This is a genomic window from Desulfosporosinus sp. SYSU MS00001, assembly GCF_049943955.1.
Taxonomy (GTDB): domain Bacteria; phylum Bacillota; class Desulfitobacteriia; order Desulfitobacteriales; family Desulfitobacteriaceae; genus Desulfosporosinus.
Genome location: NZ_JBNFTW010000013.1, coordinates 94389 through 120532, shown reverse-complemented (window position 1 = coordinate 120532; position 26144 = coordinate 94389). Strand labels below are relative to the sequence as shown.

Genomic DNA, 26144 nt, shown 5'->3' with positions numbered 1-26144 from the left:
AGATATCCTGACAAGAGATACGACTGCAGGAACCAAGCGGCAAATGAGCTTTACTTGCCTAACCATTGAATAAAGGCGTTCTCACTCCACTATTAGTGAAGCGAGAACGCCTTTGGTTATTTGCACCCACTTTGGATTTTTAGAATTAAGTTTTTATACAGCCCCAAGGATAATTTAGATTGTATCCTGAAATGGTGCTCACCTTGATTAATTATTAGATCGCCTCATCCAAGGCTTTCTTTAACACGCTCTCTACCTGTTGTGCAACGCTCAGCAATTGTTTGTGTTCCATCATACCGATCAAAGATGTCGGACGCATCATTCCCATATACACACTTTCTTCTTTTTCGTAAACAACCACCTTACAGGGTAGAAAATATCCGACTTCGACCTGAAGCTCCAATACTTCTTTTGCTTGTTTGGGATTGCAGACCTCCAAAACCTTAAAGTGGCCTTGAAAATCCAGCCCTTTTTCTGCTAATTTGTCTTTAAAATCAAGTTCCCACAAAACGCCGAAACTATTATTGCTTAATGTTTTCTTCAAATCTTCCACAGCTGTCAGAAAAGGTTTATTCGTTTTAACTTCATACTTTAAATCCATGACTTTCCCTCGCTTTATCAGATAATATTTAATCTCTTGGTTTCAAGCAATAGAATGCCTTGTTGTTCGAATTAGAAATTAATCCAGAACAACGCCCAATACATTTAGGATACCCAACAAACGGTCTCTTTCTTCTTCCAGATCTTCTCGTTCCGCTACCATACGCGGCTGCACCGAGTGAAACGGCCAACGAGCTTTAAGATCAATTAGCTTTTCCTCAACTTCTTTAAGCTGCTTTAATACTTCCTGTTGATCCAGCGGTTTTTCATGCGCTTGTCCTTTATCCGCCATTAATCTTCATCTCCCCTGCCTCCACAAAGGTAATAGCACCATGCATGCAAGCTTCCATGCAAGCTTCACATTCCACACATTTCTTAGGATCTACCACTGCCAAATGTGACAACATGGCAATGGCCTGTTCGGGACAGGTATTGACACAGCGCTTGCACCCCCGGCAAAGTTTTTCCAAGATATACGCTGACATTCCTTTTCTCCTCCTTATTCCCGCTTTATGAAAGGAACACCCGGTTCCTCCTTAGCATCCTGCTCAGCCAAAGCGTTGAGGTCCAGAGCTTGAGCCGCCTGCAGAAGATCCTCCACTCGAGCTTTTCCCCATAACATTAATTGTAGTAAACCGCTGTTTAATTTGGTCACTTCCGCATACTGGACATACTTGCCCGTCTTTTTGGCTTATGCTGCAAAAGACGGAAAACTTATGATTACATGTCTGGCAGATTAAATCATAACTTGGCATCGTCTTCAATCCTCCTAATTGGCTTTAGTTCATAATTACTGCTTTGCCCAGCTCCAAACCCCATATTCAGAAGCTCGACCCTTGGCTCCTGGCTCTTTTTGTGATGCAAACACAGCAATCTTATCTTTATCCCTTATACCCCGCTAGGGTATTTTATAATTCCAATATATTCGCATATCACTGATTTGTCAACCCGTTGGGATTTCTTTCTACGAATCCGATATTTATTGCAAATTATTTACTTGCTAAAGGTCTCCTGCTAAAAGACAAGCCAAACTTAAGGGCTGGCAGGCAATACAATTTGCGCAATATAAGTCAAAAAAAATCTTCTAATTTGTACTATACTATCCTTTAGGAGGAGCAGCCTATGAACTATTCTCAAAGTATTCAGGACACCATTACGTACATTGAAGAACATCTCTGCGAGAAGCTCTCTTTAGATGAGATTGTAAAAGTCTCCGGATTTTCAAAATATCACTTTATACGCATTTTTAAGCGCGAGATCGGCTTGGGGTTGAAGGAGCATATTCAAAGCCGCCGGTTGACTATGGCGGCAAAACTTCTTCTGTCATCGAAGTTTAGTATTATGGACATTGCTCTCTATTGTCGTTTTGAATCTCAAGAGGCCTTTACAAGAGCATTTAAGAAGGTATACGCGCTTCCCCCTGGAAAATACCGCCGTGCAATAAACCATTTAGTAAGTATAAATGAGGTGAACGATATGCAAACCAATCAGCAGATTCCCGGATGGATCGTAACAGGAACGGCTCCAGGGAAATTTGAAGCTGGATTTGACCGAGAAGTTTTTTTCAAAGGAACAAAATCGGTCGTTTTAAAAAGCACCAGTACAGAATTGGAGACAGGTGACTATTATACGGTCATGCAACAATTTAAAGCAAAAAACTATATTGGAAAAAGAGTGCGTCTATCCGGCTTTATCAAAGCGAAAGGTGTTACAGGCTGGGGTGGACTATGGATGAGGATTGACAACATAACCGCGAATGTGATCAAAATCGATAATATGCAAAACCGCCCCGTAACGGGCGATACAGACTGGAACCATTATTCGGTTGTACTAGATGTACCAAATAACAGCGCCATTATCAATATCGGTATGTTGCTCAGCGGCACAGGGGAATTATGGATGGATAACGTTTCCTTTGACATCGTTACAAAAATGTTCCGGCTACGGATGTCGATCTTAGCAGTGAATTGCCAGAAAAGCCTATGAACCTTTCCTTTGAGGAGGACAATAACAAATAAAACACAGGGGTTATGAATAGAAGATACATTCATAGCCTCTGTGTTTTTATCATAAGACTCTCTCTTCGACAAGTGGGAATGGTTCCCATACCTTGCTTCGGTGGGAGTAAAGTCCCCGAAGCCCCAATTTTCAGCTTTAGTCTGAACGAGTTCACTATAACCCTCGACAGAAGATCCTCTTAAGGATGTGCTGCGCTCCGGTCATGACATTTATGACAGGAGTCTGCCCCTTGTTCCAGCAATGATTGCTGACAGCTGCTTCCATACACTATCGGAATAGTAAAGGTTTTGCCTGTGACCCGGCTGGTCTGCAGCCAACTATTTCCTTCATGGCGGATAAAGGGCAATTCCTCCCCTTTTCCCGTAATAAGAATCTCATCCCCAAGTTTCAGGGCCGGAAACTTAGGATTCGTCAGTTGTTCTTCAAAGGCTAAGTCCTTAGGGTTCAAAATTTTCTTGGTCTTAGGAAGAGATTCTTTGGTACCATGACAATCCTGGCATTGGAGGTGAACAGCCTCATATTGTGAGGTATGGAGTAAGTTGTCTCCCATGACGTCTTGCCGAGTATGACAATCAATGCAGTCCAAACTGACTTCACATTGGGCAAAGACTTCCCCAGGCAAGTAATAATCCTTGACACGGTCCAGATAATTGGTGTCTCCGGATTTCCAGTCACTCATGACTTTGGTCATATCCGAGCGAAAGGCAAAACTCATTTTCAACGGATCATGGTTCCCTTGATTATGACACTGGTTGCACTGGGTATAAGGAATCTGGGTTGTCAAGCTGTGGGTCATCCCCCAGCCAAAAGCAGCGGAACGCATGGCGGTATCTGCCCCAACATAGGTATGCTGAGGATTGGTTAAAACATGACATACCTCACAGCCATTTGCTGGAATCGTCTTCTCTGTTTGAGATTTCGCGCCGGTTTGGCTGCCCTGAGGAGAACCATGATTGGAAGTCGAGAAAGCAGAAATTTCCCCTCCGTTTTGATGACATTGATTGAGACAGTTCTGCTGAAACGCTTTCTGATTGGGCTGTCCTTGCAGGGGATTGGGATAAAGCACTGCTGACTGCCCCTTGACAAGTCCCGGCACCTCATTCGTTTTATCAAATCCGAACATCCGGCGTACAACACTGAGCTCGCCGGCCTTTGTGGACATAATCGACGTTTTCACGAGATCGACTTCATTTTTCGCCGCTTCCTGATTGCCGGAGTGACAAGCCATCCCATTCTCAGCCGTTCCTCCGCAGCTTAAAGAAACTGCGTTCAAGGAACCCGGGTGCCCTCCTCCATACATTTGTGCATGAGCCGTTGCTTTGTCCAAAGAGAGAGCATTCCCTCCGTGGCAAACAACACAGCCAAGGGTATTACTGGGATGAGAGCTGGAAATTTCCTCGATGCCGATGTGACAGGTTTGGCAGCGCTCAACGTTCCCGTTGGGAAGCACCAAGTCAATAATTTCAGGCTTGCGATTTTTAAAGCTTTTCATTTCTTGCTGCAGCTGAGTTTTCTTCGCCTTATCTTTCGTTAAACTTAATTGCGCTTGCAAGTTTGCTGCCTGTTCTTGAAAATACTCCCGTTGATAGTAAGCCCAATCCGGAGTGCTGCCTTGAATAATGAGAATCAAAACAATTAGACCGAGAAAAAGACCCGCTAAGATCAAAGCTTTCTTCATAAGTGACTCCACCACAATTCTTTCACCATAAACCAGAAGAGGAGGACAAGGACCAGACTGAAAAGAGCGCTGAAAATCCCTCTCCCCCAAGTATCCCCCCAATAGTGAGCAATCCAGGGCACAGCGACCAGACCAACGAGGATTAAGGCTGGAACGAGTAAAGCCCCCAGCCAAGGAGGAAGATACAAAAGCAGTATTTGAAAAGGCCCAAAGATCCAGGGGGCTGCCGCATGAGAAACTGCCGGAGCCAAATTGCTCGTTCCCACGCCAGGCGAAACTTTAAAAGCCAAAAGAGTGCAAAGGATCAGAAAAATAAGGGCGGCTATTCCCTCGTTATCCTTAAGCTGATTAATAGGTGAACGAGCCATTTTAGCTATCTCCCTCCCTAGAGAGGGCGTACTCCGCCGTCACGGCGGATCCGCCAAAAATGATAGAGCTGCAGCCAGAACGCTGCCAAGGGCAAGGCCACACAATGCCAGACATAAACAACCAAAGTGCTGCCGCTTAAAGCAGTCGGTTCGCCTAAGGCAATCTGCGCCAGGGCTGTGCCTAAACCCGGAATTTGTTTTAGCAGATTGTCAGCAACCGTTGCCGCTGCACCGCTTTCTTGGGAACCAATCAGCAGGAAACCCGTAAAATCCAAAACCAAAACAAGCACCAGCAGTCCGACACCAACGAGCCAATTGAGCTGCTTCGGAGGCTTGTAGGAATGAGTCCAGACGACTCTGACCATGTGCAGGCTAACGGTCACAACCATAAGTTGTGCCGACCAATAATGCAGATTTCTAATGACGGACCCGTACGGAATTACCGACCCAATCGTTAGAACACTGCTGAAACCTGAACTTGCACCAGGTTGATAGTGAAACATTAAAAGAATCCCTGTAATTCCAAGCATTAGAAAGGCCAAAAACGACAGCCCACCGAGGCAAAAGGTGTAGTAGACCGAAAGTGCCCGCTCTGAGATAAATCTCGGCCGCAGGTGATTAACAAAATTATCCTTCATAGGCGCGCATCCAATCCAACTTGCTTCTCCGTATTAATGATCAAGGATCCATCCGCCTTTCGTTCCACAGCTGCTCTTGGCAAGGCTTTAGGGGCAGGCCCTGCTACAGGCCTGCCTTCTGTGTCGTAAATACTGCCATGGCAGGGGCACAACCATTGTTTTCTTTCCGGATGATACGTTACTTCGCAGCCCAGGTGGGTACAGGTCGCAACTAAAGCAGCAATGCCTTGATCATCCCTCTTAACCCAAACACGTGAATTGGGTACATGCTGCCAATCCGTTTTTGCTGTGAGGCTCTTTTCATAGGCTACCAAGGGCGTGCGCGGCTGATCTTCTTTACTTGTCAGATAGTCAACAAGAGGTTTGACACTCAAGGCACCCACCGCAACCATTCCAGCCCAAGCAAAGCGCAATACTGTCCGTCGCGAGCACTCTATTTGCCCAGCCATCCTTTTTCAGCCCTTCCTTCTTCGCTCAGATCAAAATCCCGGAATCGTCTAAAACCAACGGCTCAACTGCCCGGCATAAGTTATGATATAGCGGACAAAAAATCCGCCAAAAAGAACGAGGAAACTGCTGCCGATGGTCACAGGCAGTGTCCAGCGAACTGAAAATTTCTCTTTCAATTCCAAGTACTCCAGGGAAAAAGGAACTAACAGCCCCAAGCCTACGATCAAAATCCAAAAAACAAAGGCAAATTGTCCGTAGATCATACTCCCGAAGGCCTCTGCAACACTGAGAGAACTTAACCTGCCCATCACTATCATCGCTAATAGTATAAAACATTCTAAAACGATGAGCAAAGCATCCACTTTAGTCAATAAGTGCAGTTCCCCCTGCCTGGCCCGCTGCCAGGGAGTAATCGCTGAGATAAAAATTACAGCAGCCACCCCGGTAGACAAAGCAGATACTAAAAAAAGCACCGGCAGCAGGGGAGCAGCCCACAAGGGACGTGCGGCAGCATTGAGAAGAAGACCTGTATAGGAGGCCACACCTACCGCCAAGAAAGGAATTATTTTAGCCAATCTTTTTTTCCATTGTTCCAGAGCTTTAGTTTCCCCGACAATTTGCAGCTTCTGAGGCAGCCAAAGGTAAAGATAGGCAACACTCAGCAAAGTGAAGAAAAGAATCGCCCAACTCCCATAAGACATGGGAGAGCGAACCTGCAACGTCATAAATAAACGATAGAAGTTAAAAGGACTTCCTAAATCGAGTAACAAGACACCCAGCCCTAAAGAAATTGGAAAGGGTGAAATAAATGCCCCCCAACGGCCAACCCTTTCAAAATCTTTACCGCCCAAAAGCAAGGTCAGGTTCGAGGTAATCATAGCTCCTGCACTCACCCCTGCCGTAAAGAGGTAAATAACAATTAATAAGCCCCAGGTTATTTCCACATGCAATCCCTCCTTCGCCCTTATTTGCCCTCAGGTATTTCCGGAACGACATCATCAATATAATAAATATTTGGGCCGGTTCCCACATACGTCAGCAACTGACGACTTGGGTATTTAGCAATTAATTTGGCTGCAACACTCTCCGGGTCATTGAGATCACCGGCGTGCCGTGATTTTCCCAAACAAGTTTGGACGCAGGCCGGTTTTAAGCCTTTCTCCAAGCGCTGCAAACAAAACGTACATTTATCAGCTTTGCCTGTCTCCGGATTGGCAAAACGAGCATCATAGGGACAAGCAGTAATACAATATTTGCACCCGATACATTTACTGTTTTCAACAATGACAATACCATCGGCGCGTTTTTGGGACGCACCTGTGGGACATACCGAAACGCAGGGAGGGTGCTCACAATGCATGCAATTTCCGGGTTGAAAAACTTCTTTAACCTTGGGAAATTCACCTTGAACACCACTACTTTTGACCCAATTGCGTGTTTTTCCAAGGGGTACGTCATTTTCGGCGCGGCACGCGACCATACAGGCATCACAGTCGATACAGCGCGAAGTGATAATGACAAATCCCATACGAACTGTCATAGTTTTCCCTCCTACGCCTTACTTACAGTTACAAACGTCTCACTCAAAGCCGAACCTCCCGAGAGTGGATCTGTCACGGTCTTATGGAGTGCTGAATCGCTTGCTCCTAGTTTATAGGCTGATTTAAGCCCTTTGCTGACATGACCGAATCCTCCGACCATGAAAATGCAGTCCGGCCGGATTCCTTCGGTAACCTGGGCTTTAATCGTCACTTTACCAACGTCACTTTCCAAAATAACCTTGTCATCTGTCTTAACCCCAAGCCTTGCAGCCACCGAAGTATGCAGCCAGGCTCGATTTTCTGGAAAAACTTCCAATAACCAACGATTGTTCTGCGTAAACATTTGGGAATGCTGTGCAGTTTTTCCCGTCAATAGATAATAGTGGCCTTGTGAAGGGCGGGGCGGCTCATCCCAGGTGGGCACCGCCTTTTTGCCCATTTGCGCCATAATACTCGACGATAATTCAATTTTCCCACTGCTGGTTTGAAATTCAAAGTCCTTGGAATAATCCTTTTGGAAATTCGGTACCACATAATGGCCTGCCTTCTCTAACTCCTCTAAGCTGATTGGGTAGGGTTTAAGTTGTTTGGCCAAAAGATCACGCTCATCTTTGTAGGGAAGAAAATCACCGAGGCCTAATTTGTCGGCCAGTTCCTTATAAATCATTAAGCTGCTTTTCGTGTCATATAAGGGCTCAATCACCGGCTGCCTGATAAAGATTTTGTCGCCGATAGGGATTAACCCGTCATAACGTTCCAGATAGCTGGATTCAGGCAAAATTACATCGGCATAATAGGCCGTATCACTGGCTTGGATATCAATAACCGCAACAAAATCCAACTTCATAAAAGCATTGATGGTTTTCTGCCGTTCCGGAATAGAGAGAATGGGGTTTTGGCGGGAAATCAGCCATCCTTTAGCCTCATAAGGTTTGCCGGTCAAGATATTATCCCGCATAGTTTGAATTACGCCATAGGATAGAGGTACCAGAGGATACTGCCAGGGTACACCATCAAGCCGCATTCCCTGGGCCGGTGGAAAGGGTGGATGAGATAAAACGCCAAGCTTGGCCGTATTGATTTCCTGATCTGGAATAAGTCCCCCCGGTTTAGCCCAATTTCCGATTAAGGCATTAAGGACCGCAATTGCCCGCTCAGTCTGGAAAGAATTCTTAAAATTTGAGGTGCGCCAGTTCGGATGGGCAATAGCTGCAGGAGCTGCAGCTACAAACTCCCGAGCAATCCTCTCTATTGTTGCTGCAGGAATCTCGCACTTTTTCTCCGCCCATTCCGGCGTGTATTCCTTGACTTCCTGGACTAAGTCGTCAAAACCTTGAGTATAGGTAGTGATAAAATCCTGATTGTACAGTTTTTCTTGAATAATGACATTCAGGATGGCCAAAAAGAAAGCGGAATCCGTTCCCGGGCGCACCGGCAGCCATTCTGTGGCTTTCGATGCTGTTTTGCTGAAACGCGGATCAAGAACCACAACCTTAGTTCCCCTGGCAATCATCTCAATCATTTCCTGGGTTTCATTGTTGGAAATTCCTTCGGCCAGATTTCTGCCCGCAAAGATCATATACTTGCAGTTTTTATAATCCGTTCCTGGTTGAGGAACACCGTACGTATAATAAAAACCGGTGGTCATAGCATTGAAGCATAGACTCCTCTGGGTGCCATAGTTTGGGGTACCGTAAGCTTTGAGCAAGATCTCAAAAAAAGGCTGGGACAAGTTGTCGGTGGAGTTGAACATCATGGCTTTGGCCCCATACTTATCCTTAATCTTTTTTATCTGCTCCGCCGTATACGTCAAAGCCTCATCCCAGGAAGCTCTGCGCCACAATCCGCTTCCCCGCGCCCCTGCACGGATAAGAGGAAATTTTATACGGTCAGGGCTGTATAACGTTTCGATTCCTGCATTTCCCCGTGGGCAAAGCTTTCCCATATTATTGGGATGATCAGGATTTCCCTCCAATTTCTTGACAAGACCATTTTCAACCCGGGCAATTACGCCACAGCGCCAAACACACTGCTCGCAAATTGTAGTTACTTTCTTTATTTCTTTACTCTCTGCAGAATCTGACGGTATTGAGGAAGAAGACCCTGCAAAGGTTTTATCCGGTGCTAGCAGCCCCAGACCGGCAGAGGCACCCAGCACCGTACCTGCTGCACCTTTAATAAATTGCCGGCGGCTGAACAACTGGTCCCATGTGAAAATCTTGGCCATATTCAGACCTCCTTTCTTAATTACCGAGAAGATTTAGTTCATCCTCAAGTCTTTGGCTTGTTTTTCGGAGACATCTTTTGCTTTCTCGGCAATTTTTGACCCCACATAGAACACGAGAGTACAGAGAACAAAGAGAGAGATAAACAGCCAATGGTTTACATGGAGCAATTCCTCAAGGGATTGCTGCCCATAAACGCCAATGGTCGATATTTTTAAGAAGATTGACTGGTAGGTAGCCCCAAAGAGAACGCCGCCGGCAAGAAAACCTAAAACGCCGGGAATTAAATAGTCCAAATTTCCCTGACCACAACCTGTGATCAAAGTACCCGGTCATGTCCCGGCTAACGCCATACCAACTCCGAACAGAAGTCCGCCCAGGAGATTGCCGATAATATATGTCGAGGACATTTGATCCAATTGAATAAAGCCCAGATCTTTCAAAGCATAAAGGCCAACAAGCCCCACTGAAATCCCTGTCATCATAAATTTCATAATGGTGTTATCCTTAAAACGAAATTGGTTGACAATCCGATGATAATGACCTAAGCCGGCTTTTTGCAGCGCAAAGGCGAAGAAAAAACCAATAATTAACGGGATAACATAGGTGGTCATGTTAATAATCCCTCCCATACAAAAGTTTGGTAGTGATAATCCCGGACACGAACAAGCCAACTATAAATAATAAGCCTGCCGGTGAAAGCTGCATTGTACCAGATATGGCCAAGCCACTCGTACATCCGCCGGCAATCCCGGCAGCATATTCAATAATCATGCCGCCGATAAAAATCAATGCCCACCGTTTCAACTTGCTGGGCCCGTAATTTTGGGTCCACAACTGATCAGGCATCAAGCGTACTTTAAAATCATGAGACCATAAACTCGAGACAAGCGCGCCAAGCAGCATGCCAATAAACAGGATAATTTGAAAGCTTAGTACAGGAGGCATCTGAAATTTAAAATACATCGAGTTTGCTAAGTTAGAATGAAACGTCTTTAAAAGCATGCTGTCGATGCTTTCGAGGCCTCCCGAAGATCCGATCGTCTTGTCAACCAGAACATAGGAGGCTATGGCAGTTACTCCCAAAAGAAAGCCCGCGGCCCATGGAGACCATGTTTTTTCTTTCATTGTTTCGGTAAAAGACATTTATACTTCCCCCTTTCCCCTATCCTTCTCTTTCTCAGCCTCAACTAAGGAAATCAATTGTTTCAGATCTTTTTCATCCATCCTTTGCAGCTGAGCCAGGATATTCTCCGGCACTTGAGATAAGAATTGCAAGGTTTGCCGCCCATTGGGACGTTCTAAAATGGTTTTTAGCAGCAAAACTGTCTCCATATCCCCGGCAAGCAATTGTCTAAATACGTCTTGAACTTCCGACGGCAGGGTATTAAAGGGAACATATCTCTGCCTTCCTTTAAGGTAGGCCCAAGGCCAGAGACCTTTTTTCCATTTCCAAAGCAAAATCGCCAAAACTAAAAGAATCAAAATATCGGCAGCGATGATAGACCAAGTAAGCCAGGATAGTTTGCCATTATTACTAAAGTCAAGAACATCATAGTTCGGGTTAGAAGTCGGCGGAACTTGAGTTGCTGCCGGCGAAGGAGCGACTGATCCCGTCTCTGCAGAAGGAGCTGTCCCTGCAGCAGAGGGGCTTCCTTTTGAGTTATTACCTGAAACATTGGACGTTGTTGCTGATCCTCCGTATTTAGCAACTCGTGCCGCAGTATCCGTTGGATGACACGAGACACAAGTTTGGTCCGGCTGAGCTAGAGGTTTAGCAATGATCCCTGTATGAGCTTTTGTCTTATCTGTTTCCGTTGCCACACCTAAGTGACAAGCCTGACAGAAATCTCCAAAGGAGTGCTGTGTATGCCAATCTCCCTTTTTGGAAACAGGATCGGCTCCTTGAACCTCGTGACACGTTTTACAGGAAGACGTTGATGCCCCGCAGGCTGCTTGAGCGTCTTTGGGAGTTGACAGTCCGGAATAGCCAACGAAAACTATTCCAACAATCCCGAAGATTAAGGCAATAATAGACATTTTTAACCGCTTCACGTTTACTCCTCACCTCATTTCAAATTATCAAATAGTTTACTATCCGCATATCCTCTTTTTGATCACCTCCAAGGTTACAGATTCATTTTAGTTTGCCAACACAATTAACTCTTTTGATCATCGAATTGAACTATGTAATACTATTTTAGATAAATTGTCTAGCGATTAATTGCTGGCTATGGTAATATAATCACATGCTCACTTCGTCCTACCCCCTAGGGAGGGGGTGGGTGATTACTTATAGCATACAATGAAAATCTCGCAGGGTCAATATAGAAAAACAATACCCCTATGTCGTTTACTGTAATATTCTGCCTAAAAAGGAGAGGTAACCATGGAGGAATTAACAAGACGCGAATCAAAATAGCTCGGACTTCCACTTCTACAATCGGGAGTGATTCCCATACCTTGCTTCGGTGGGGTAGAGTCCATCCTTTAGCGCGATAAAATTTGTCATGGGCTAGACGCTTTCCACGAAAGTGTCCACTGGACACTTTCGTCACCGAAACCCCGATGTTCAACTTTAGCTGAGCGAGTTCACTGTCATGCTGTTATAAAGTAAAAAAACGACATTAAGTCGTTTTTTAACCATTATCCTTTATATTACACTCCTCACCAACTCGGCAACTCTTCAGAAGAGCACAAGAATTACACATTTCGGCTTTGTCACTTGCAACAAGGCAATAGGTGTTTTTTATTTTCCAACAAGCTTTTGCTTCATTGACCGGAACAGGACTGTTCTGATAAGCGCCCCCTTTACAATTGCGATTATACCAGCATGAATACATTGAAATTATGTGTCTGACGCCAGCGATGTTCAGTCCTTTTTGATCTGTTAAATATTTAATAAATTGCAGTCTCTTAATGTCATTGTTTGAATATCTTCGTTGTCTTCCTTTTCTTTCCGGATGGATAAGGTTATTTCGTTCCCAAACTCTTAGAGTCTCCGGATGTTCTTCAATTAACTCCGCAACCGTGCCAATCGTATACAATCCTTGATCCTCATCAAGCATTTTTGTCACTTCCAAATTGCATAAAAACTTCGCTATGTACTCTTAGTATCCAGATCTTAGGTATCCAGTTTTTCATATTGAATATAGTAAATTCCTCGTTTAAGAAGATAGTCTTGAATCGTTTTTCCCAGAGTATTTATGACAAGGTCCAAACAAGAATGTTTCACCTCATCGGACCATTCTAAGGCATCCATCAAATCTTGTTTACTTAACCTTAACGCCTCCGCCAAATGTTTTTCTTTAGCCAAAATGGTGGTCATACTACAACTGGCTAAAGTCTCTTCATCTCCCTCGACCCAAAAACTGATACTTTTTATAATACCAAATTCAACCTTAATATAAATTGTACATACATCCCCGCTTTGTGGATCTTTTAATGTTCCTTCACCATCCGAATTCGGCATTTTTCCTTGATTAATAGGATTCCTTATTAGTTCGGTAACCTTCTGTGAATACATCGTCTCACCACCATTTATGAATATGATCACATTATATGGTATTATTGAGTTCTTTTCAATAATTTTATTGAAATTTAATATATGTTTATATATTATATTCCTCAAAGATACTTTACAGAAAACTTAGTAAAAGAGTGTGAAACAAATGATTGAATTAATAATCCCTGGCAAAGGGATCGTCGTCTTGGAAGTATTGGTCTTGGATTATAACGGTACTTTGGCCTTAGATGGCAACATGTTAGAATCGGCCAGAGAACATCTGCGGCATCTAGCTCACTTAATGGACATTCATATTCTAACGTCAGATACCTTTGGAACCGTGGAACGTCAGTGCCAAGACTTACCCGTCCAAGTAAACGTCTTAACAAGCTCGAACCATACCAGAGAAAAGGCAGACTACTTATTGAATTTCAATCCAGATCATGTTGTTGCCGTCGGAAACGGTGCAAATGATCAGTTAATGCTTGAAAGAGCTCATTTGGGGATTGGCGTAATTGGCTTTGAAGGGGCTTGTACATGTGCTTTATTGGCCTCCGACATTATTGTCAAGGATATTGAAGACGCCTTTGGGTTGCTCTTAAAACCTCAACGCCTGAAAGCTACTCTCAGACAATAATTTTTTCCAGCTTATAAAGAACACTTAGCTAACGCACGAAGAGACAGTCTTCTCACATATTGACCTCTAGTGAAATAAAACAAAGGCCAAGGCTTGTCCCTAGAGGGCAATCTTGGCCTTTGTTTTCATATTAGGCTAACTTTTCACCACTATGGTTTTTGATTTCTTCAGCTAAGCGTTTTGCTATTTGGTCAAACACAGGTGATTGATAATCTTCAACCTTACCGGCATCCGATAATTGCGCTAAAGCGGGATCCAGAGGAAGCTCACCTAAAAATGGAATATTCGTACGTTCAGCTTCATCCTTGCCTTGAGGCTTCCCAAAAACCTCCATGCGATGATTACAATCTGAACATTGTACATAGGCCATATTTTCGATCAAGCCGTAAATGGGAGGTTTATAGTTTCGCACCATTTTAATGGCTTTGCGAACGACCATATTTGCTAATGATTGAGGACTTGTTACCATAACAACCCCATCGACAGGTAATGATTGGAAGACTGTGATAGGAACATCTCCGGTACCCGGAGGCAAATCAATTAAGAGGTAATCCAAGTCGCCCCAAACAACTTCAGTATAAAACTGATTTACAATTTGTGTGATCAGTGGTCCTCTTAAAATAACAGGATCATCTTCTGTTTCTATCATAAGATTCAGCGACATGAGTTTAATCCCGTCACGGCTCTGAGGAGCAAGAATTCCTGTCTTACTTACGCCTGCTCTTCCTGTAACCCCAAAAATTCTCGGGACACTTGGTCCTGTAATATCAGCATCTAAGATCCCGACTTTGTAGCCTTGACGCATTAGGCTCACAGCTAACATGCTCGTCACAGAGGATTTACCAACGCCGCCTTTGCCGCTCATAACAGCAATAATCTTGTCAATATGGCTGGCTTTTTGAGCATCTGTCAATTTTGGTTCATTGGAACAACTATCTCCCGTACAAGTTCCTGCTGCAGAACAGCTATTACATGCTTCACTCACGGTACAGCCTCCCTTTCCTATCATAAATTACCCTCCAAATGGGTAATCCGAGTTCATCTTACTACCCTGATTCTTGCTTTGTCAAGTTTGTCCAATAATGGCAGAACCTTAACTTAGTGGCAGGTATGATTGTGTTCATGTCCGTGGTCATGTTGGCATACGGATCCGGTGCTGACAATTTTACCCTCCGCATAGGCTTGGGCAACATCAACAACTCTCCCTGAAGCTCCTGAGACGACTTCTAGTCCTACAGCATTAAGGCCGTTGATCATTCCCCCGCCGATTCCGCCACAAACGAGAGCTTCTACTCCTTTGTTCTTAAACATATTGGCAAGTCCCTCATGCTGGTGCTGAAGACCTGTTGCACTGAGTTCTTCAACCAAGCGAGCGGTTTGCCCCTCAATTTCAAAGACTGTAAACCCTGCAGCCCGTCCAAAATGGGGATCTAAAACCTCACCATCAGTCGGAATCGCAATCTTTTTCGCCATAAAAATAACCTCCTTTAATTATTCCCTTTTTAAGTTTCTTCACAACAATCACTGCTGCTTTTCTTTCTTAAGTGACTTCCGCAAGGACGTTTGATCCCATTGTCTAAACGCATTTTCTCCAGGTTGCCACACTTTGGGCAGACTATTTCATAGCCATGCTTACCACCCGCAGAACAAGGTTCTTCCTCCCAGATATGTTGACAATGAAGACACTCGAAAACCCTATTTTTTACAGTATAATTACCCCCTTGAATAATGATGGGTCTGCCTTCTAACAAGGCAGTGGCAATTTTCTCTCTAGCTGCTCCAAGGATTCGCTGAAACGTAGCTCTGGAAACTCCCATAGATGCTGCACATTCAATTTGATCCAGGCCTAATTTGTCTTTGAGACGAACGGCTTCAAGTTCTTCAAGCTGGATTGATACTTCCGGCCAACGTGAATATCCCTGAGGAATAAACGTTTGGCAAGCTATTGTCTCATCAATGCGGCCGCAACAACGCCGTCTTGACATTGTATCAGCTCCTTTTGGGCATATGCTCAATTACAGTATAGCCACAATCGTTGGAATAATCAAGTATTAGAGTTTATCCCCAAAAAATAAGCCGCCGGAAGTCCCAAGTTTCCGGTGGCTGCAAGATTTTCTGGTGTAATTACTGATTTAATTTCATTAGGGTTTCAATGGCTTTACTTAAAACCTCTTGACGATTTTCTCCTTTATCGAGGGCATCAACCAGACAGGAATTAGCATAATGCTGAGCAACAATCACTGATACTTTCTGGACAGCCGAACGGATAGCAACGAGCTGCAATAGTATATCCTCACAGGGTTTATCTTCTTCAATCATCCGTTCAACCCCTGAAATATGACCCCGCACCGTTTTAAGTCGAGTAATAATTTTTTTGGTATCCGTTTGGTCCACATCTTTCACGGTAGTTTCTCCTCATTTCCTTCTCGTCATGAAATCTCCTATCAGCTGCAGAAAATTATGTACGGTAAAGTTTAATATATTTTTGATAACTTTTCAAGACACGTCCCACGTAATCTCTGGTCTCTTTAAAGGGAATGTCTTCTTGCCGGACATTATTAGGATCGATCTGCCCGGATTCCATCCATTCCTGAACATGTCCTCTGCCACCGTTATAGGCAGCAATCACAAGAACAAGATTATTGTCAAAAACCTTCTCCAAGCTGGCTAAATACCAAGTTCCATATTGAATATTTTTCTCAGGCTTAATAAGATCTTCATTGGAATAACTTTTATCTCCCAAGCTTTCAGCAATTGATTGGGCAGTGCTGGGCATTAGCTGCATTAAGCCTACAGCGCCTTTATGAGATTGGGATTGAGGGAGAAATTTACTCTCCTCCCTAATAATAGCAACGACGAGCAAAGGATCAACACCATATTCAGCTGCATATTTTTCCACAATTTTTTGATTAGGGTAGGGATAAAGAATTCTTTCGAACGACGGTATGTTCAATAGGCCAAAGCCTATAAGGATTACGACTATTAAGACCAGAAGAAGCCTTTTGCTTGCTCTGATCCTTTCCTTCATTTTAAGCATCGCATCTCCTCATCTCGATTAGGACTGTTACATGAATATATCCTAGTTTCCTCTTAAATATGTTTCTTTTATTTCTTTCCAAGCTTCTCTGAGTTGTTCTACCGTTGCCTGGATAGTTCCAGAATTATCAATGACAACATGAGCCCGCCGGCGTTTTTCATCTAACGATCCCTGGGCAGAAATTCGAGCTTCTGCTTCACCAAGGCTTAAATTGTCTCGCTTAAGTACACGTTGAAGCTGTATATCTCGAGGTATCCAGACAACCCAAATTTGATCAACATATTGTTCAAATCCTGTTTCAAAAAGCAAAGGAACGTCCCACACACAAACCTTTGCACCTGAATTTTCCAGATTCTCTCGTTCATTCTTCATAGTTGCAAGTACTCGAGGATGAACAAGCTCTTCAAGAGTGTTTCGAGCTTGTTGATCAGCAAATACCAATTTTCCCAGTTTCCTGCGCTCAATTTCCCCTTGGTTCCCCGTGATTCCAGGGCCAAAGGTTTCTACTAGCTGCGAAATTAAGTTAACATCTGATTCTAACAAACGGTGTACGATTTTATCTGCGTCAACAATCGAAACACCCTGGGTCTCAAACCACTGGGAAACCGTTGACTTTCCGCTGCCAATACCACCAGTCAAGCCGATTGTTAACAAAAAAGCTCACCTCAAATCAATTTGCCCAATCCGACTAGGATTAAAACAGTCCCCGGCAAAAATTCTGCTTTGCTGATCCAATTCTCAGGAACTTTGCCGGCCATTTGCTGGCCTAAACATAACATAAAAATCTGGGTCAAAGCAACAACGCCAATCACAGACACTGTCATTCCTGCCATTGCGGCTCCAATACCACTGGCAAAAGCATCCATAGCCAAAGCACTTCCCAACAAAAAACTCTCTTTGAGACTAATCCCGCCTGACCCATCCACATCAGCAATTTGCGGTGTCTTAAGTACTTGGATCACAAATCCTAAAAATTCCAATTGGAAGCGAAACTCCGGTTCTGCGGCAGGTTTTTTCTCAATAACAGCTAGCGCTGGAACTGCCTCAGGCAATTGCTCATGATTACGATTGATTATTGCTCTGCCCAGCTGAAAAACCCCCAGAGCCAATAATATCAGAGCCCCCAACAACCTTGCCGGAAAAAAGGTGAGCCAAAGTTTAACGATACTTCCAAAGAGCATCGATATACCCATTGCCAAAACAGTGCACATAGCTATAACGATTAATGAACCAAACGGTATGCGAATACGGCGCAGTCCATATGCCAAACCAACACCAAAGCCATCTAAGCTTAATGCTACAGCCATAAGTAAAGCTACTCCCATATATGTATCCCTCCACCTTGCGACTTCAGGATAATATATGGGCAGATGGGTTAATTGGTGAAATCAATCGCTCCCCGCGATCCATTCCTCCAGTACACTATCCCTGTGTTTTTTCACCCTTTCATATTCCTCATGAAGGCTCATTGCCAATTCATAATTGTTGCCGGCAGAAGCAAGTTCACCTTCTAACCTTCCAAGTGTTTCTTCTAACTCTTCTATTTCTTTCTCTAATTGTTTAAGCCGCCTTTTCTCACGCGCGAGATTACGGCTTTCTTGCTGCTCTTGAGAACCGGGCCTAACATTTTTTTCCTTTGGAGCAACGAAGGAGTCTTCTTCTTGTTTTGATTCCCGATAGTTTGTATAATCACCCTCGAATATTGTCAGACTCTGAGGGGTTAATTCCGCAATCTTTTGAACCACCTTATCTAAAAAGTAACGGTCATGGGAGACGACAAGGACCGTACCTTCGTACTCCTGCAACGCTTCTTCCAACAAACCTCGAGTGTCCATATCCAAGTGATTCGTTGGTTCATCCAGCAACAACAAATTTCCTTGTTCCAGGAACAATTTACATAAGGCCAAGCGGCTTTTTTCACCTCCGCTTAGTACAGCTGCATGCTTAAAAACATCGTCGTTTCTAAAGCCATACCGAGCCAGAAGATTTCTGATTTCCGGGTCCTTTAAATTTGAGACAGTACGGATTTCGTCCATTACAGTCCCAGCGTTGCCTAGGTTCTCATGTTCTTGAGAATAGTAGGCTACTTTAACATTAGCCCCTAACCGAATAGTTCCTTGGTAGGGAATTTGGCGCAGAATTCCTTTTAAAAGTGAAGTTTTTCCCACCCCATTTTTACCCAATAAAGCGACTTTGTCCCCACGCCGAAGATCCAATTGAACATGCTGAAACAACGTTCTATTCTCAAAGTTAATCGTAACATCTTCCAAAAGCAACACTCGATCCCCGCTGCGGCCAGCATTTCCCAGGGAAATTGAAAGTTTATGGTCAGAGTGCTCTACAGGGATAGGCTTTAGCTTATTCAGCTGACTTTCCCGTCCGCGGGCTTGCTTGGAATTAACTCCTGCTTTATTTCTGCGGACATATTCTTCAAGTTTGGCAATCTTTTTTTCCAACCGTTCCGCTTCGCGGCCAATCGTTTTGCTTTCTATGGCACGCTGTAGTTCAAATTCAGAATAATTCCCAGTGTAACTTTTTAATTTACCATTTTCCAGGCAAAAGACCTTGGAGACTGTACGATCCAAAAAATACCGATCATGGGAAACGATAAGAAGGGCCCCTGGATAATCCCGCAAGTACCCTTCCAACCATTCTAAAGCCGCAACATCAAGATGATTTGTAGGTTCATCTAAAATCAAGAGTTCCGGAGAGCGAAGTAAGAGTTTGGACAAAGCTAATCTCGTTTTCTGCCCCCCGCTCAAGGACTGAACGAGGGTATTAGCTTCACCTTCGAGACCCAGTCCAGCCAAAATCCTCCGAATTAAAGCTTCTAAAGCATATCCGCCCTGACGTTCAAAACGTTCCGTCAACATGGCGTATTGTTCCATGATTTTATCACTAGGGGTATGCGCCATTTTCTGTTCTAAATCCCGGAGTTGCTTCTGCATTGCGAGCAAATCAGCTCTTTCTTGGAGCATACACTGAAATACATTCCCTTTTTCCTCGATAATGGGCATTTGCGGAAGGTAGCCATATGTGCCAAAAATTTGAGTCTCGCCGCTTTCGAGACGAACTTCCCCTAAACACGCTCTAATCAACGTCGTTTTTCCTGCACCATTAGGACCCACTAAAGCCGCCTTTTCTCCATTTTCCAGCGCAAAACTCACCTGTCTAAACAACGGATCTCCAGAAACATCAACACCGCAATCCCGGCAAAACAAAATACTCATTTCTTAAATTGGCCCCTTTATTCACTCACTGCAGCCTTGCAAGATACAAACTTTTGTAAGTCCTCTTTCCTTGTAGGACTATGCTTTCAAAAAGAGTAACCTCTTTAACTGTAAATTCAACCAGTTTTTTGGTCATCAGGCTGCTCAAGTCGATTGGCTTAAGGTTTGGGCGAGATGCTAAGGTGATATGCGGTTTGAATTTTTTACTTTCCAACGTAAAGCTCTTGTTTACGAGTAAAGCACGTATCGCCTCCCACAATTGGTTCAATTCCGTCAAGTTTCCGCCCACACCGGTCCACAAAGTGTGTGGCCGTTTATATGAGGGAAAGACGCCCAAACCTCCAATATCTATTTTAAATGACCTACGGTTCTTAGCAGCTAAAGACATACTTTCGATAATGATCGGTACTACTTCAGGATCAAGTTCCCCTAAAAATTCCAAGGTAATGTGAAAATTATCTGCAGATTTCCAGGAACCGTCGACTCCCAGTCCTCTAAGTTCTGATTGAAACGAGAGGAGGGAGCGTTTTAGTTCGGCTGGGATATCAATACCAATAAATAATCTCATTACAGTTCTCCTTATCGCCATGCCCAGTCAGTAAAAAACCTGGTGATTTTAGGTTTCAGTTTCTATTTCAAGGGTACTTGCTGCTTCACGTTCACTTAGAGTAAAAACTTCAAGATTGGGCAAATCATCGATTGAATGCAAACCAAAATGCAGGAGGAACTGTTCCGTAGTTCCATAAAGGATAGGGCGTCCTGGCCCATCTTTACGTCCGACTTCTTTGACTAGACCTTTCTCAACTAACGTATTCAAGGCCCGATCGGACTGAACCCCTCGAATGAAATCAACTTCCCCGCGAGTAACAGGTTGTTTGTAGGCAATAATAGAGAGGACTTCCAAGGCCGCATTCGATAAAGTTTGAGCCGGCTGTTTATATAGGGCTTCTATATAGCGAGCAACTTCCGGTTTCGTTGCCAATTTAAATCCTCCATCAATTTCTAAGAGCATTAAACCGCACGCCTCAGCAGAATAACGGTTTCGCAGTTCATTCAGCAGTTCCTCAATCTTGGAATGATCTAATTCAAGAATTTCCTCCAGCAGATCAAAGGTCAGCGGATTTTTAGCAACAAATAATAAGGCTTCTAAGGCAGCCGTTTCCGGTTCCCGAAACAGCATTTTATCTACTCCTCTTCTATGAATTCCCATGCCTTTTCTGTCGGGAATAACATAATATCACTGAGGACCGCGGATTGTTCAGCACGAACTTTACCCGCTTTCAACAGCTCCAGTAATGCAAGAAAAGAAACAACAATTTCCATGCGCGATCCGCTGCGCAATAAGTGAGTGAAACGAAGGCCCTTGGGGTGGAGAAGCACTCGCCGCATTACATCAGCAAGCATAACACCGATAGCAATTTCATCCGGCTCAACTTCCCGAATTTCCTCCCCTTTTTCGGCTCGCTCAATAACTTTACAAAAGGCCCGCCAAAGATCCTCGAAGCAAATCCCCTTGAGCGGGTCCTCCGGCTGGACGTCTACTAATAATTCCTCCACATCAATTTCTCGATCAAAGGAACGTCCTGAAGCGATTTCGATTTTTTCCAACATCTGGGCTGCCTGTTTATACGTTCTGTATGCCACAAGACGTTCAGCCAATTCTTGGCGCAGGTCTTCCTCTTCAGCTTGATCTTGCCCATTCTTTGCAGGTTTTGGCAAAAGTTCCCTTGATTTCATAAAGAGCAACTGAGCTGCCAGAACAAGAAACTCAGTTGTTACTTCCATATCTAAAGACTCCATTTCTCGGACTGCTTCGACAAACTGATCGGCAATGCGAGCAATAGGTATATCATAGATATCTACTTTTTCCTGCTGAATTAAGGTCAGGAGCAGATCCAAGGGGCCGTGATAAACGGGCAATTCTATTTGGGGACTGTTCTTACCACTTTCCATTTACAACCCCATGGCACTTCGAACTTCTTTCATCGTCACCGCGGCCGCTTCATGTGCACGCAATGCACCTTCTTCCAAGACCTTTTCCACCCGGCCCGGTTCCTCCCAATAGACACGACGCTCTCTAAAGGGGCTTAGTAACTTCTCCAAATTCTCAGCTAGAAGACGTTTGCAGGCTACACATCCGATTTTTCCTGCCCGGCAATTTTCTTCAACTTCCGCCACTTCCTGCGTGTAAATCTGATGAAATTTATCCACGATACATACATCCGGATGACCAGGGTCATCTTTACGAAGGCGTGCCGGGTCTGTAATCATTTGCTGAACTCGCGTCTTAATCTCTTCAGGAGAAGCTGTGAGGGAAATAGCGTTATTGTAGCTCTTACTCATCTTACGGCCGTCCACACCTGGCAATAAGGGAACTTTGCCCACAAGAGCTTTCGGCTCCGGAAATACTGAACCATAAAGGTAATTAAACCGGCGGGCAATTTCCCGGCAAAGCTCAACATGAGGGAGCTGATCTTCCCCAACGGGCACAACACTTGCTTTGTAAACTAAGATGTCTGCTGCCATTAAAAGAGGATAGCCTAAGAATCCATAGGTCCCTAAATCTTTTCCTTGCATACTTAATTGTTGAATTTGATCTTTGTAAGTGGGGACGCGCTCCAACCATGATAGAGGAGTGAACATCGATAAAAGCAAATGAAGCTCTGAGTGTTCTTTAACCTCAGACTGAATAAAAACGGCACTTTTCTCAGGATTAATACCTACGCTGAGCCAATCCAGAGCAATGTCGCGGCGAAGGCGAGTGAAGTCTAATTTATCTTCATACCCCGAAGTCAAAGCATGCAGATCAACAACAGAAAAATAGCAATCATAATCTTCCTGCAGAGAAACCCAGTTTTGGATGACACTTAAGTGACCAATATGCAACGCCCCTGTCGGACGCATTCCACTCAATATTCTTCCTTTCATACATTACACTCCTTTAGTAATCTCCGTTAGCTTATGAATCGATTAAACCAACCATAACTGGCCAAAAATAGGGGTTAAGATCATGGTGATAACCGTTTGGTATATTAAAACAATTCCATTCATTGCCGGGTATAAGGCAATATTCAAAGCATCCGTAAATAAGAGTATTACCAAAATAATTAAACCGTATTGTTCAAGTAAATAGAGGTATCGAGCCAGCCGTTCCGGTAAGATACCGGTAAGAATTGAAAACCCGTCAAGCGGAGGTATTGGCAAGAGATTGAAGATGCCCAGGCCCAAGTTCATAAAGACAATGGATTTAAACACCATTTGAATAACAAAGCTCCAGTCTGTGCCATGAAGCCAGTGCATGCTGATATACCAGGCAAACAAGGCAAGAAAGGCAATAATTAAGTTCGCAGCCGGACCCGCTAAGGCAACTAACATTCTTCCCCGACGTTTATTGCCTTTAAAATAATGAGGATTGATCATAACCGGTTTGGCCCAGCCAAATTGGTATAAAAGGGCCATCAAGGTTCCGAACAGATCAAGATGTACCAGCGGATTCATAGTTAAGCGCCCTTGGCTCTGAGGTGTGGGATCGCCAAGACGGTCTGCTACCCAGGCATGAGCATACTCATGAAAAGCAAACCCAATCATTAGGGCTGGAATATTGGCTATGATTGTAGTTATATCAAATCCAAACAAAGAATTACCTCCTCTAACGTTGGGATTCAATCCACCGTTGAACGATTTCCTGTTCTTCTTCAGGCGAATGAATTTGACCTTCCAGCCAAGCTGTTCGCACCTGTTCTAAAATTTCCCCAATTTTCGGTCCTTCTTTGAACCCCATCTGTAAGAGAGCCTTTCCGTCAAGGGTCATGCGAATCCGATGTTCAGCTTCCTGATAATCCTTAATCGATTGCTGAAAGCGCTCATCACGTTCTAAAACAGTAATAACCCCGTTAGGAACTTTGCTCAATACTTGATCTAATTCCCTTAAGGTTAGTGTCTCCTGCAGTTTTCTTTGCAAATGAACAAGAATCTGTGTTTCTTCACGCAGCGTTTTGCTCAGGCTCAAGCGGCTTATTATTTTTTCAATATCCTCAGGCCCCATTTTAGAAATGCCGCTCAACCATCTTATGTTTATGGACCAGTTAAGACTCTCCTGATCATCATCGTTATTAAAATTCCAACTATAGTCCTCTCCAAACCATGCTTGAAACAAACCGCTTCGTATGAGAGTCTGACACATTGACAGATAGTTATCTTCGTGAAAGATAATAAACAGTTCCTCCGTAAACCGCTCTACACTGAGCTTTAAAAGAACTCCCGTCTCAATGGCCGTAAATAAAGCTTCCAAAGTTTCTTTGGCTAATTTAAAGTTATAACGTCGAGCAAAACGAATGGCTCGCAGCATTCGAGTAGGATCCTCAATAAAACTCAAATTGTGTAAAAAACGAATCTTTCCTTGTTGTAAGTCCCGCTTACCACCATAATAGTCAACGAGTTCTCCAAAACGTTCAGAATTTAAGCAAATCGCCATGGAGTTGATTGTAAAATCACGCCGAAATAAATCATCACGCAAGCAGGACTCTTCCACTTGAGGAAGAGCACCTGGAAAAGAGTAGTACTCTACTCGCGTACTTGCCACATCTAAATGGCTCCCGTTAGGAAAGGAAATTTGAGCTGTACCAAATTGCACGTGCTGAGTTAGTTTTCCTTCCGGCAAACGTTTTATTAAAGCTTGAGCAAATTGACCTCCGTTTCCCTCAACGACAAAGTCTAAATCCTGGGTAGGGACTGATAACAGTAAATCTCTGACAAACCCTCCCACAAGATAAACAGAACATTCCTCCTCTTGAGCTGTATCCCGTACAGCTTCAAGGATTCCTTGCACATTAACGGGCAATCGTCCTATCAAATCTAAGATGTCCTGACGCATAGCAATGCTGCGTTCGCGAACAAGTTGTGTTTCGAAGGGAACCGCCCCGCCATGAACTAAACGCAGTACGTCGGATCTGGAAACGATACCGACCAATTCACCGTCTTCAACAACCGGCAGCCGCCCAATATCGTGCTGCACCATCACTCTTTGAACTTCATCTAACGTTGCATTTGAATCCACAGTCACAACATTTCTCGTCATAAATCCTTTAACAGGCGCATGTTGAAGTCCATGCCTGACCGCTTTTTCTACGTCACGCCGCGAAATGATTCCTACCAAACTCTTATCCTCAGTCACAGGAACCCCTGTATGACCATAACGCAGAAGAATCTTTTCAACCTCACCTAAACGAGTCTCCTGAGAAACCGTTTTAACCGGATAACTCATCATGTCTCGTACTAAATGAGGACGAGTTGCGCGGCTTTTTATGGTTAAGCGCAGTTTTTTTAGAATTGACTCAAGATTGCCGTCCTTAATAGTTGCCGAAGCAGCTCTTTCATGTCCTGCTCCCCCAAATACCTTTACCAAACGGTTGACCGGCAGTCCTCTTCCTCTGGAACGGCCAACAATATAGACCCTCTCATCCATTCTAACCAACAAAAACCAAGTATCTGCGCCTTCAAGTTCTCCCACCCGATGAGCCAACAAGGCAAGTCCTCCAACATATTCTTCAGTTTCAGCATAGGCAAGATAAACAGGTAAGCCTTCAAAAAATTCCGTCTGTCCGTGATCAAGCAATTGCTGAAGAAGCTCTTTTTGTTCTTCAGTAAGAGGTTTACGCAGATATTCGGCGATAACCCCTAGATTTGCGCCTTGTTCAAGCAGATAAGCTACAGCACGAACGTCACGTACCGTCGTACTATCAAATAATAAGCTCCCAGTATCATCGTAAATCCCAATAGCAATTAATGTCGCTTCAAAGGCACTTAATGGTAAGCCAAATCCTGCCAGTTTTTCAACCAGCAATGTTGCACATGATCCGACATGATCTATAAACATCCCGGGCTTTATGGGGCCATTGTAAGGATGATGATCATAAATTTCCACTTCGATACCTGGAGTTTGAGATATTTTCTCACCAAGCATACCGGCTCTCTTTAATTCATGGGTATCCACCAGAACAACCTTAGAAACGTCGTTTATGTCGACCTCCGATGATTTAAGAAACCTCAGCTGATCCTTGGATAACGCTAAAAAGTCCTGAACATAAACGTTTGGCTTTCCGTCCAGAACCAAAACACTGCTTGGATATAGCTTTTGAGCGGCTACCATTGATGCTAAAGCATCAAAATCGATTTGACGATGAGCCAAAATGATATCCATATCGACACCCTAAATTC

The 26144-nt window shown here is 44.0% G+C and carries 31 protein-coding genes and 1 pseudogene; 2 read left to right on the top strand and 30 right to left on the bottom strand.

Going from position 1 to position 26144, the window contains the following annotated elements; genetic code table 11:
* Nucleotides 1-214 precede the first annotated feature (214 nt).
* From ACPUYX_RS19165 to ACPUYX_RS19150, 4 genes and pseudogenes are all read right to left on the bottom strand, one after another.
* A complete protein-coding gene (locus ACPUYX_RS19165; RefSeq protein WP_426381209.1) occupies nucleotides 215-601 on the bottom strand; it encodes a DUF302 domain-containing protein in 387 nt (128 codons plus the stop codon).
* A 78-nt stretch (nucleotides 602-679) separates the two neighbouring features.
* Complete coding sequence (locus ACPUYX_RS19160; RefSeq protein ID WP_426381208.1) at nucleotides 680-892, bottom strand: hypothetical protein; 213 nt, start codon at nucleotides 890-892, stop codon at nucleotides 680-682.
* Entirely contained in the window at nucleotides 882-1085 is a 204-nt protein-coding gene (locus tag ACPUYX_RS19155; RefSeq protein WP_426381207.1) for a DUF362 domain-containing protein, read from the bottom strand. Before ACPUYX_RS19155 ends, ACPUYX_RS19160 begins: the two co-directional genes overlap by 11 nt.
* A gap of 135 nt (nucleotides 1086-1220) precedes the next feature.
* Nucleotides 1221-1355: pseudogene (locus ACPUYX_RS19150) on the bottom strand (FmdB family zinc ribbon protein); the annotation flags it as partial.
* Between the two features lie 367 nt (nucleotides 1356-1722).
* On the opposite strand from ACPUYX_RS19150, the gene ACPUYX_RS19145 reads away from it, so the two are divergent.
* Nucleotides 1723-2586, top strand: coding sequence for a helix-turn-helix domain-containing protein (locus tag ACPUYX_RS19145; RefSeq protein WP_426381206.1), 864 nt, complete (start codon nucleotides 1723-1725; stop codon nucleotides 2584-2586).
* Between the two features lie 211 nt (nucleotides 2587-2797).
* Here the strand turns inward: ACPUYX_RS19145 and ACPUYX_RS19140 are convergent, their stop codons facing one another.
* The 12 genes from ACPUYX_RS19140 to ACPUYX_RS19085 form a co-directional block, all read right to left on the bottom strand.
* Nucleotides 2798-4297 (bottom strand): hypothetical protein, encoded by a 1500-nt coding sequence (locus tag ACPUYX_RS19140; RefSeq protein WP_426381205.1) that lies wholly within the window; start codon nucleotides 4295-4297, stop codon nucleotides 2798-2800.
* Nucleotides 4294-4665 (bottom strand): hypothetical protein, encoded by a 372-nt coding sequence (locus ACPUYX_RS19135; RefSeq protein ID WP_426381204.1) that lies wholly within the window; start codon nucleotides 4663-4665, stop codon nucleotides 4294-4296. The genes ACPUYX_RS19140 and ACPUYX_RS19135 overlap by 4 nt, the downstream gene beginning before the upstream one ends.
* Before the next feature lie 17 nt (nucleotides 4666-4682).
* Nucleotides 4683-5303, bottom strand: coding sequence for a cytochrome b N-terminal domain-containing protein (locus ACPUYX_RS19130; protein ID WP_426381203.1), 621 nt, complete (start codon nucleotides 5301-5303; stop codon nucleotides 4683-4685).
* Nucleotides 5300-5752, bottom strand: coding sequence for a ubiquinol-cytochrome c reductase iron-sulfur subunit (locus ACPUYX_RS19125; protein ID WP_426381202.1), 453 nt, complete (start codon nucleotides 5750-5752; stop codon nucleotides 5300-5302). Before ACPUYX_RS19125 ends, ACPUYX_RS19130 begins: the two co-directional genes overlap by 4 nt.
* 48 nt (nucleotides 5753-5800) lie before the next feature.
* The gene (nrfD, locus tag ACPUYX_RS19120; protein ID WP_426381201.1) at nucleotides 5801-6697 is read right to left on the bottom strand and encodes an NrfD/PsrC family molybdoenzyme membrane anchor subunit; all 897 of its coding nucleotides are present in this window, start codon (nucleotides 6695-6697) and stop codon (nucleotides 5801-5803) included.
* A gap of 20 nt (nucleotides 6698-6717) precedes the next feature.
* On the bottom strand, nucleotides 6718-7293 hold the full coding sequence (locus ACPUYX_RS19115; RefSeq protein WP_426381200.1) for a 4Fe-4S dicluster domain-containing protein: 576 nt from the start codon (nucleotides 7291-7293) through the stop codon (nucleotides 6718-6720).
* Between the two features lie 11 nt (nucleotides 7294-7304).
* Nucleotides 7305-9521: a molybdopterin-dependent oxidoreductase gene (locus ACPUYX_RS19110; RefSeq protein ID WP_426381199.1), complete on the bottom strand. Its 2217-nt coding sequence runs from the start codon at nucleotides 9519-9521 to the stop codon at nucleotides 7305-7307.
* Nucleotides 9522-9554: 33 nt separating this feature from the next.
* Nucleotides 9555-10133 carry a YeeE/YedE thiosulfate transporter family protein gene (locus ACPUYX_RS19105; RefSeq protein WP_426381198.1) on the bottom strand — a complete coding sequence of 193 codons (579 nt, stop codon included), beginning with the start codon at nucleotides 10131-10133 and terminating at the stop codon, nucleotides 9555-9557.
* 1 nt (nucleotide 10134) lies between these two features.
* Nucleotides 10135-10665, bottom strand: a complete 531-nt coding sequence (locus ACPUYX_RS19100) for a YeeE/YedE thiosulfate transporter family protein (RefSeq protein ID WP_426381197.1) — start codon at nucleotides 10663-10665, stop codon at nucleotides 10135-10137.
* On the bottom strand, nucleotides 10666-11574 hold the full coding sequence (locus tag ACPUYX_RS19095) for a hypothetical protein (protein ID WP_426381196.1): 909 nt from the start codon (nucleotides 11572-11574) through the stop codon (nucleotides 10666-10668).
* A 584-nt stretch (nucleotides 11575-12158) separates the two neighbouring features.
* Nucleotides 12159-12587: a MerR family transcriptional regulator gene (locus ACPUYX_RS19090; RefSeq protein ID WP_426381195.1), complete on the bottom strand. Its 429-nt coding sequence runs from the start codon at nucleotides 12585-12587 to the stop codon at nucleotides 12159-12161.
* A gap of 56 nt (nucleotides 12588-12643) precedes the next feature.
* Nucleotides 12644-13045, bottom strand: coding sequence for an iron-sulfur cluster assembly scaffold protein (locus ACPUYX_RS19085; protein ID WP_426381194.1), 402 nt, complete (start codon nucleotides 13043-13045; stop codon nucleotides 12644-12646).
* 145 nt (nucleotides 13046-13190) lie between these two features.
* Between ACPUYX_RS19085 and ACPUYX_RS19080 the strand changes: the two genes are divergently transcribed.
* Nucleotides 13191-13661, top strand: a complete 471-nt coding sequence (locus ACPUYX_RS19080; protein WP_426381193.1) for an HAD family hydrolase — start codon at nucleotides 13191-13193, stop codon at nucleotides 13659-13661.
* A gap of 130 nt (nucleotides 13662-13791) precedes the next feature.
* Here the strand turns inward: ACPUYX_RS19080 and ACPUYX_RS19075 are convergent, their stop codons facing one another.
* From ACPUYX_RS19075 to ACPUYX_RS19010, 14 genes are all read right to left on the bottom strand, one after another.
* Entirely contained in the window at nucleotides 13792-14646 is an 855-nt protein-coding gene (locus ACPUYX_RS19075) for an Mrp/NBP35 family ATP-binding protein (protein WP_426381225.1), read from the bottom strand.
* 113 nt (nucleotides 14647-14759) lie between these two features.
* Nucleotides 14760-15134, bottom strand: coding sequence for a NifB/NifX family molybdenum-iron cluster-binding protein (locus ACPUYX_RS19070; RefSeq protein WP_426381192.1), 375 nt, complete (start codon nucleotides 15132-15134; stop codon nucleotides 14760-14762).
* 29 nt (nucleotides 15135-15163) lie between these two features.
* Entirely contained in the window at nucleotides 15164-15646 is a 483-nt protein-coding gene (locus ACPUYX_RS19065; protein WP_426381191.1) for a DUF134 domain-containing protein, read from the bottom strand.
* Between the two features lie 139 nt (nucleotides 15647-15785).
* Nucleotides 15786-16064, bottom strand: a complete 279-nt coding sequence (locus ACPUYX_RS19060) for a metal-sensitive transcriptional regulator (protein WP_088226450.1) — start codon at nucleotides 16062-16064, stop codon at nucleotides 15786-15788.
* 55 nt (nucleotides 16065-16119) lie between these two features.
* Nucleotides 16120-16698: a lytic transglycosylase domain-containing protein gene (locus tag ACPUYX_RS19055; protein WP_088226449.1), complete on the bottom strand. Its 579-nt coding sequence runs from the start codon at nucleotides 16696-16698 to the stop codon at nucleotides 16120-16122.
* Nucleotides 16699-16740: 42 nt separating this feature from the next.
* Nucleotides 16741-17352: a dephospho-CoA kinase gene (gene coaE, locus ACPUYX_RS19050; RefSeq protein ID WP_426381190.1), complete on the bottom strand. Its 612-nt coding sequence runs from the start codon at nucleotides 17350-17352 to the stop codon at nucleotides 16741-16743.
* A gap of 11 nt (nucleotides 17353-17363) precedes the next feature.
* Complete coding sequence (ytaF, locus tag ACPUYX_RS19045; protein WP_426381189.1) at nucleotides 17364-18023, bottom strand: sporulation membrane protein YtaF; 660 nt, start codon at nucleotides 18021-18023, stop codon at nucleotides 17364-17366.
* Between the two features lie 63 nt (nucleotides 18024-18086).
* Entirely contained in the window at nucleotides 18087-19928 is a 1842-nt protein-coding gene (locus tag ACPUYX_RS19040) for an ABC-F family ATP-binding cassette domain-containing protein (protein WP_426381188.1), read from the bottom strand.
* A gap of 25 nt (nucleotides 19929-19953) precedes the next feature.
* Entirely contained in the window at nucleotides 19954-20496 is a 543-nt protein-coding gene (gene thpR, locus ACPUYX_RS19035; protein ID WP_426381187.1) for an RNA 2',3'-cyclic phosphodiesterase, read from the bottom strand.
* A gap of 48 nt (nucleotides 20497-20544) precedes the next feature.
* On the bottom strand, nucleotides 20545-21108 hold the full coding sequence (scpB, locus tag ACPUYX_RS19030) for an SMC-Scp complex subunit ScpB (RefSeq protein ID WP_426381186.1): 564 nt from the start codon (nucleotides 21106-21108) through the stop codon (nucleotides 20545-20547).
* A 5-nt stretch (nucleotides 21109-21113) separates the two neighbouring features.
* Complete coding sequence (locus ACPUYX_RS19025; protein WP_426381185.1) at nucleotides 21114-21881, bottom strand: segregation and condensation protein A; 768 nt, start codon at nucleotides 21879-21881, stop codon at nucleotides 21114-21116.
* Nucleotides 21882-22856, bottom strand: a complete 975-nt coding sequence (gene trpS / locus ACPUYX_RS19020; RefSeq protein WP_426381184.1) for a tryptophan--tRNA ligase — start codon at nucleotides 22854-22856, stop codon at nucleotides 21882-21884.
* 42 nt (nucleotides 22857-22898) lie between these two features.
* Entirely contained in the window at nucleotides 22899-23516 is a 618-nt protein-coding gene (locus tag ACPUYX_RS19015) for a site-2 protease family protein (RefSeq protein ID WP_426381224.1), read from the bottom strand.
* A gap of 61 nt (nucleotides 23517-23577) precedes the next feature.
* Nucleotides 23578-26127 carry a CBS domain-containing protein gene (locus ACPUYX_RS19010; RefSeq protein ID WP_426381183.1) on the bottom strand — a complete coding sequence of 850 codons (2550 nt, stop codon included), beginning with the start codon at nucleotides 26125-26127 and terminating at the stop codon, nucleotides 23578-23580.
* Nucleotides 26128-26144 lie beyond the last annotated feature (17 nt).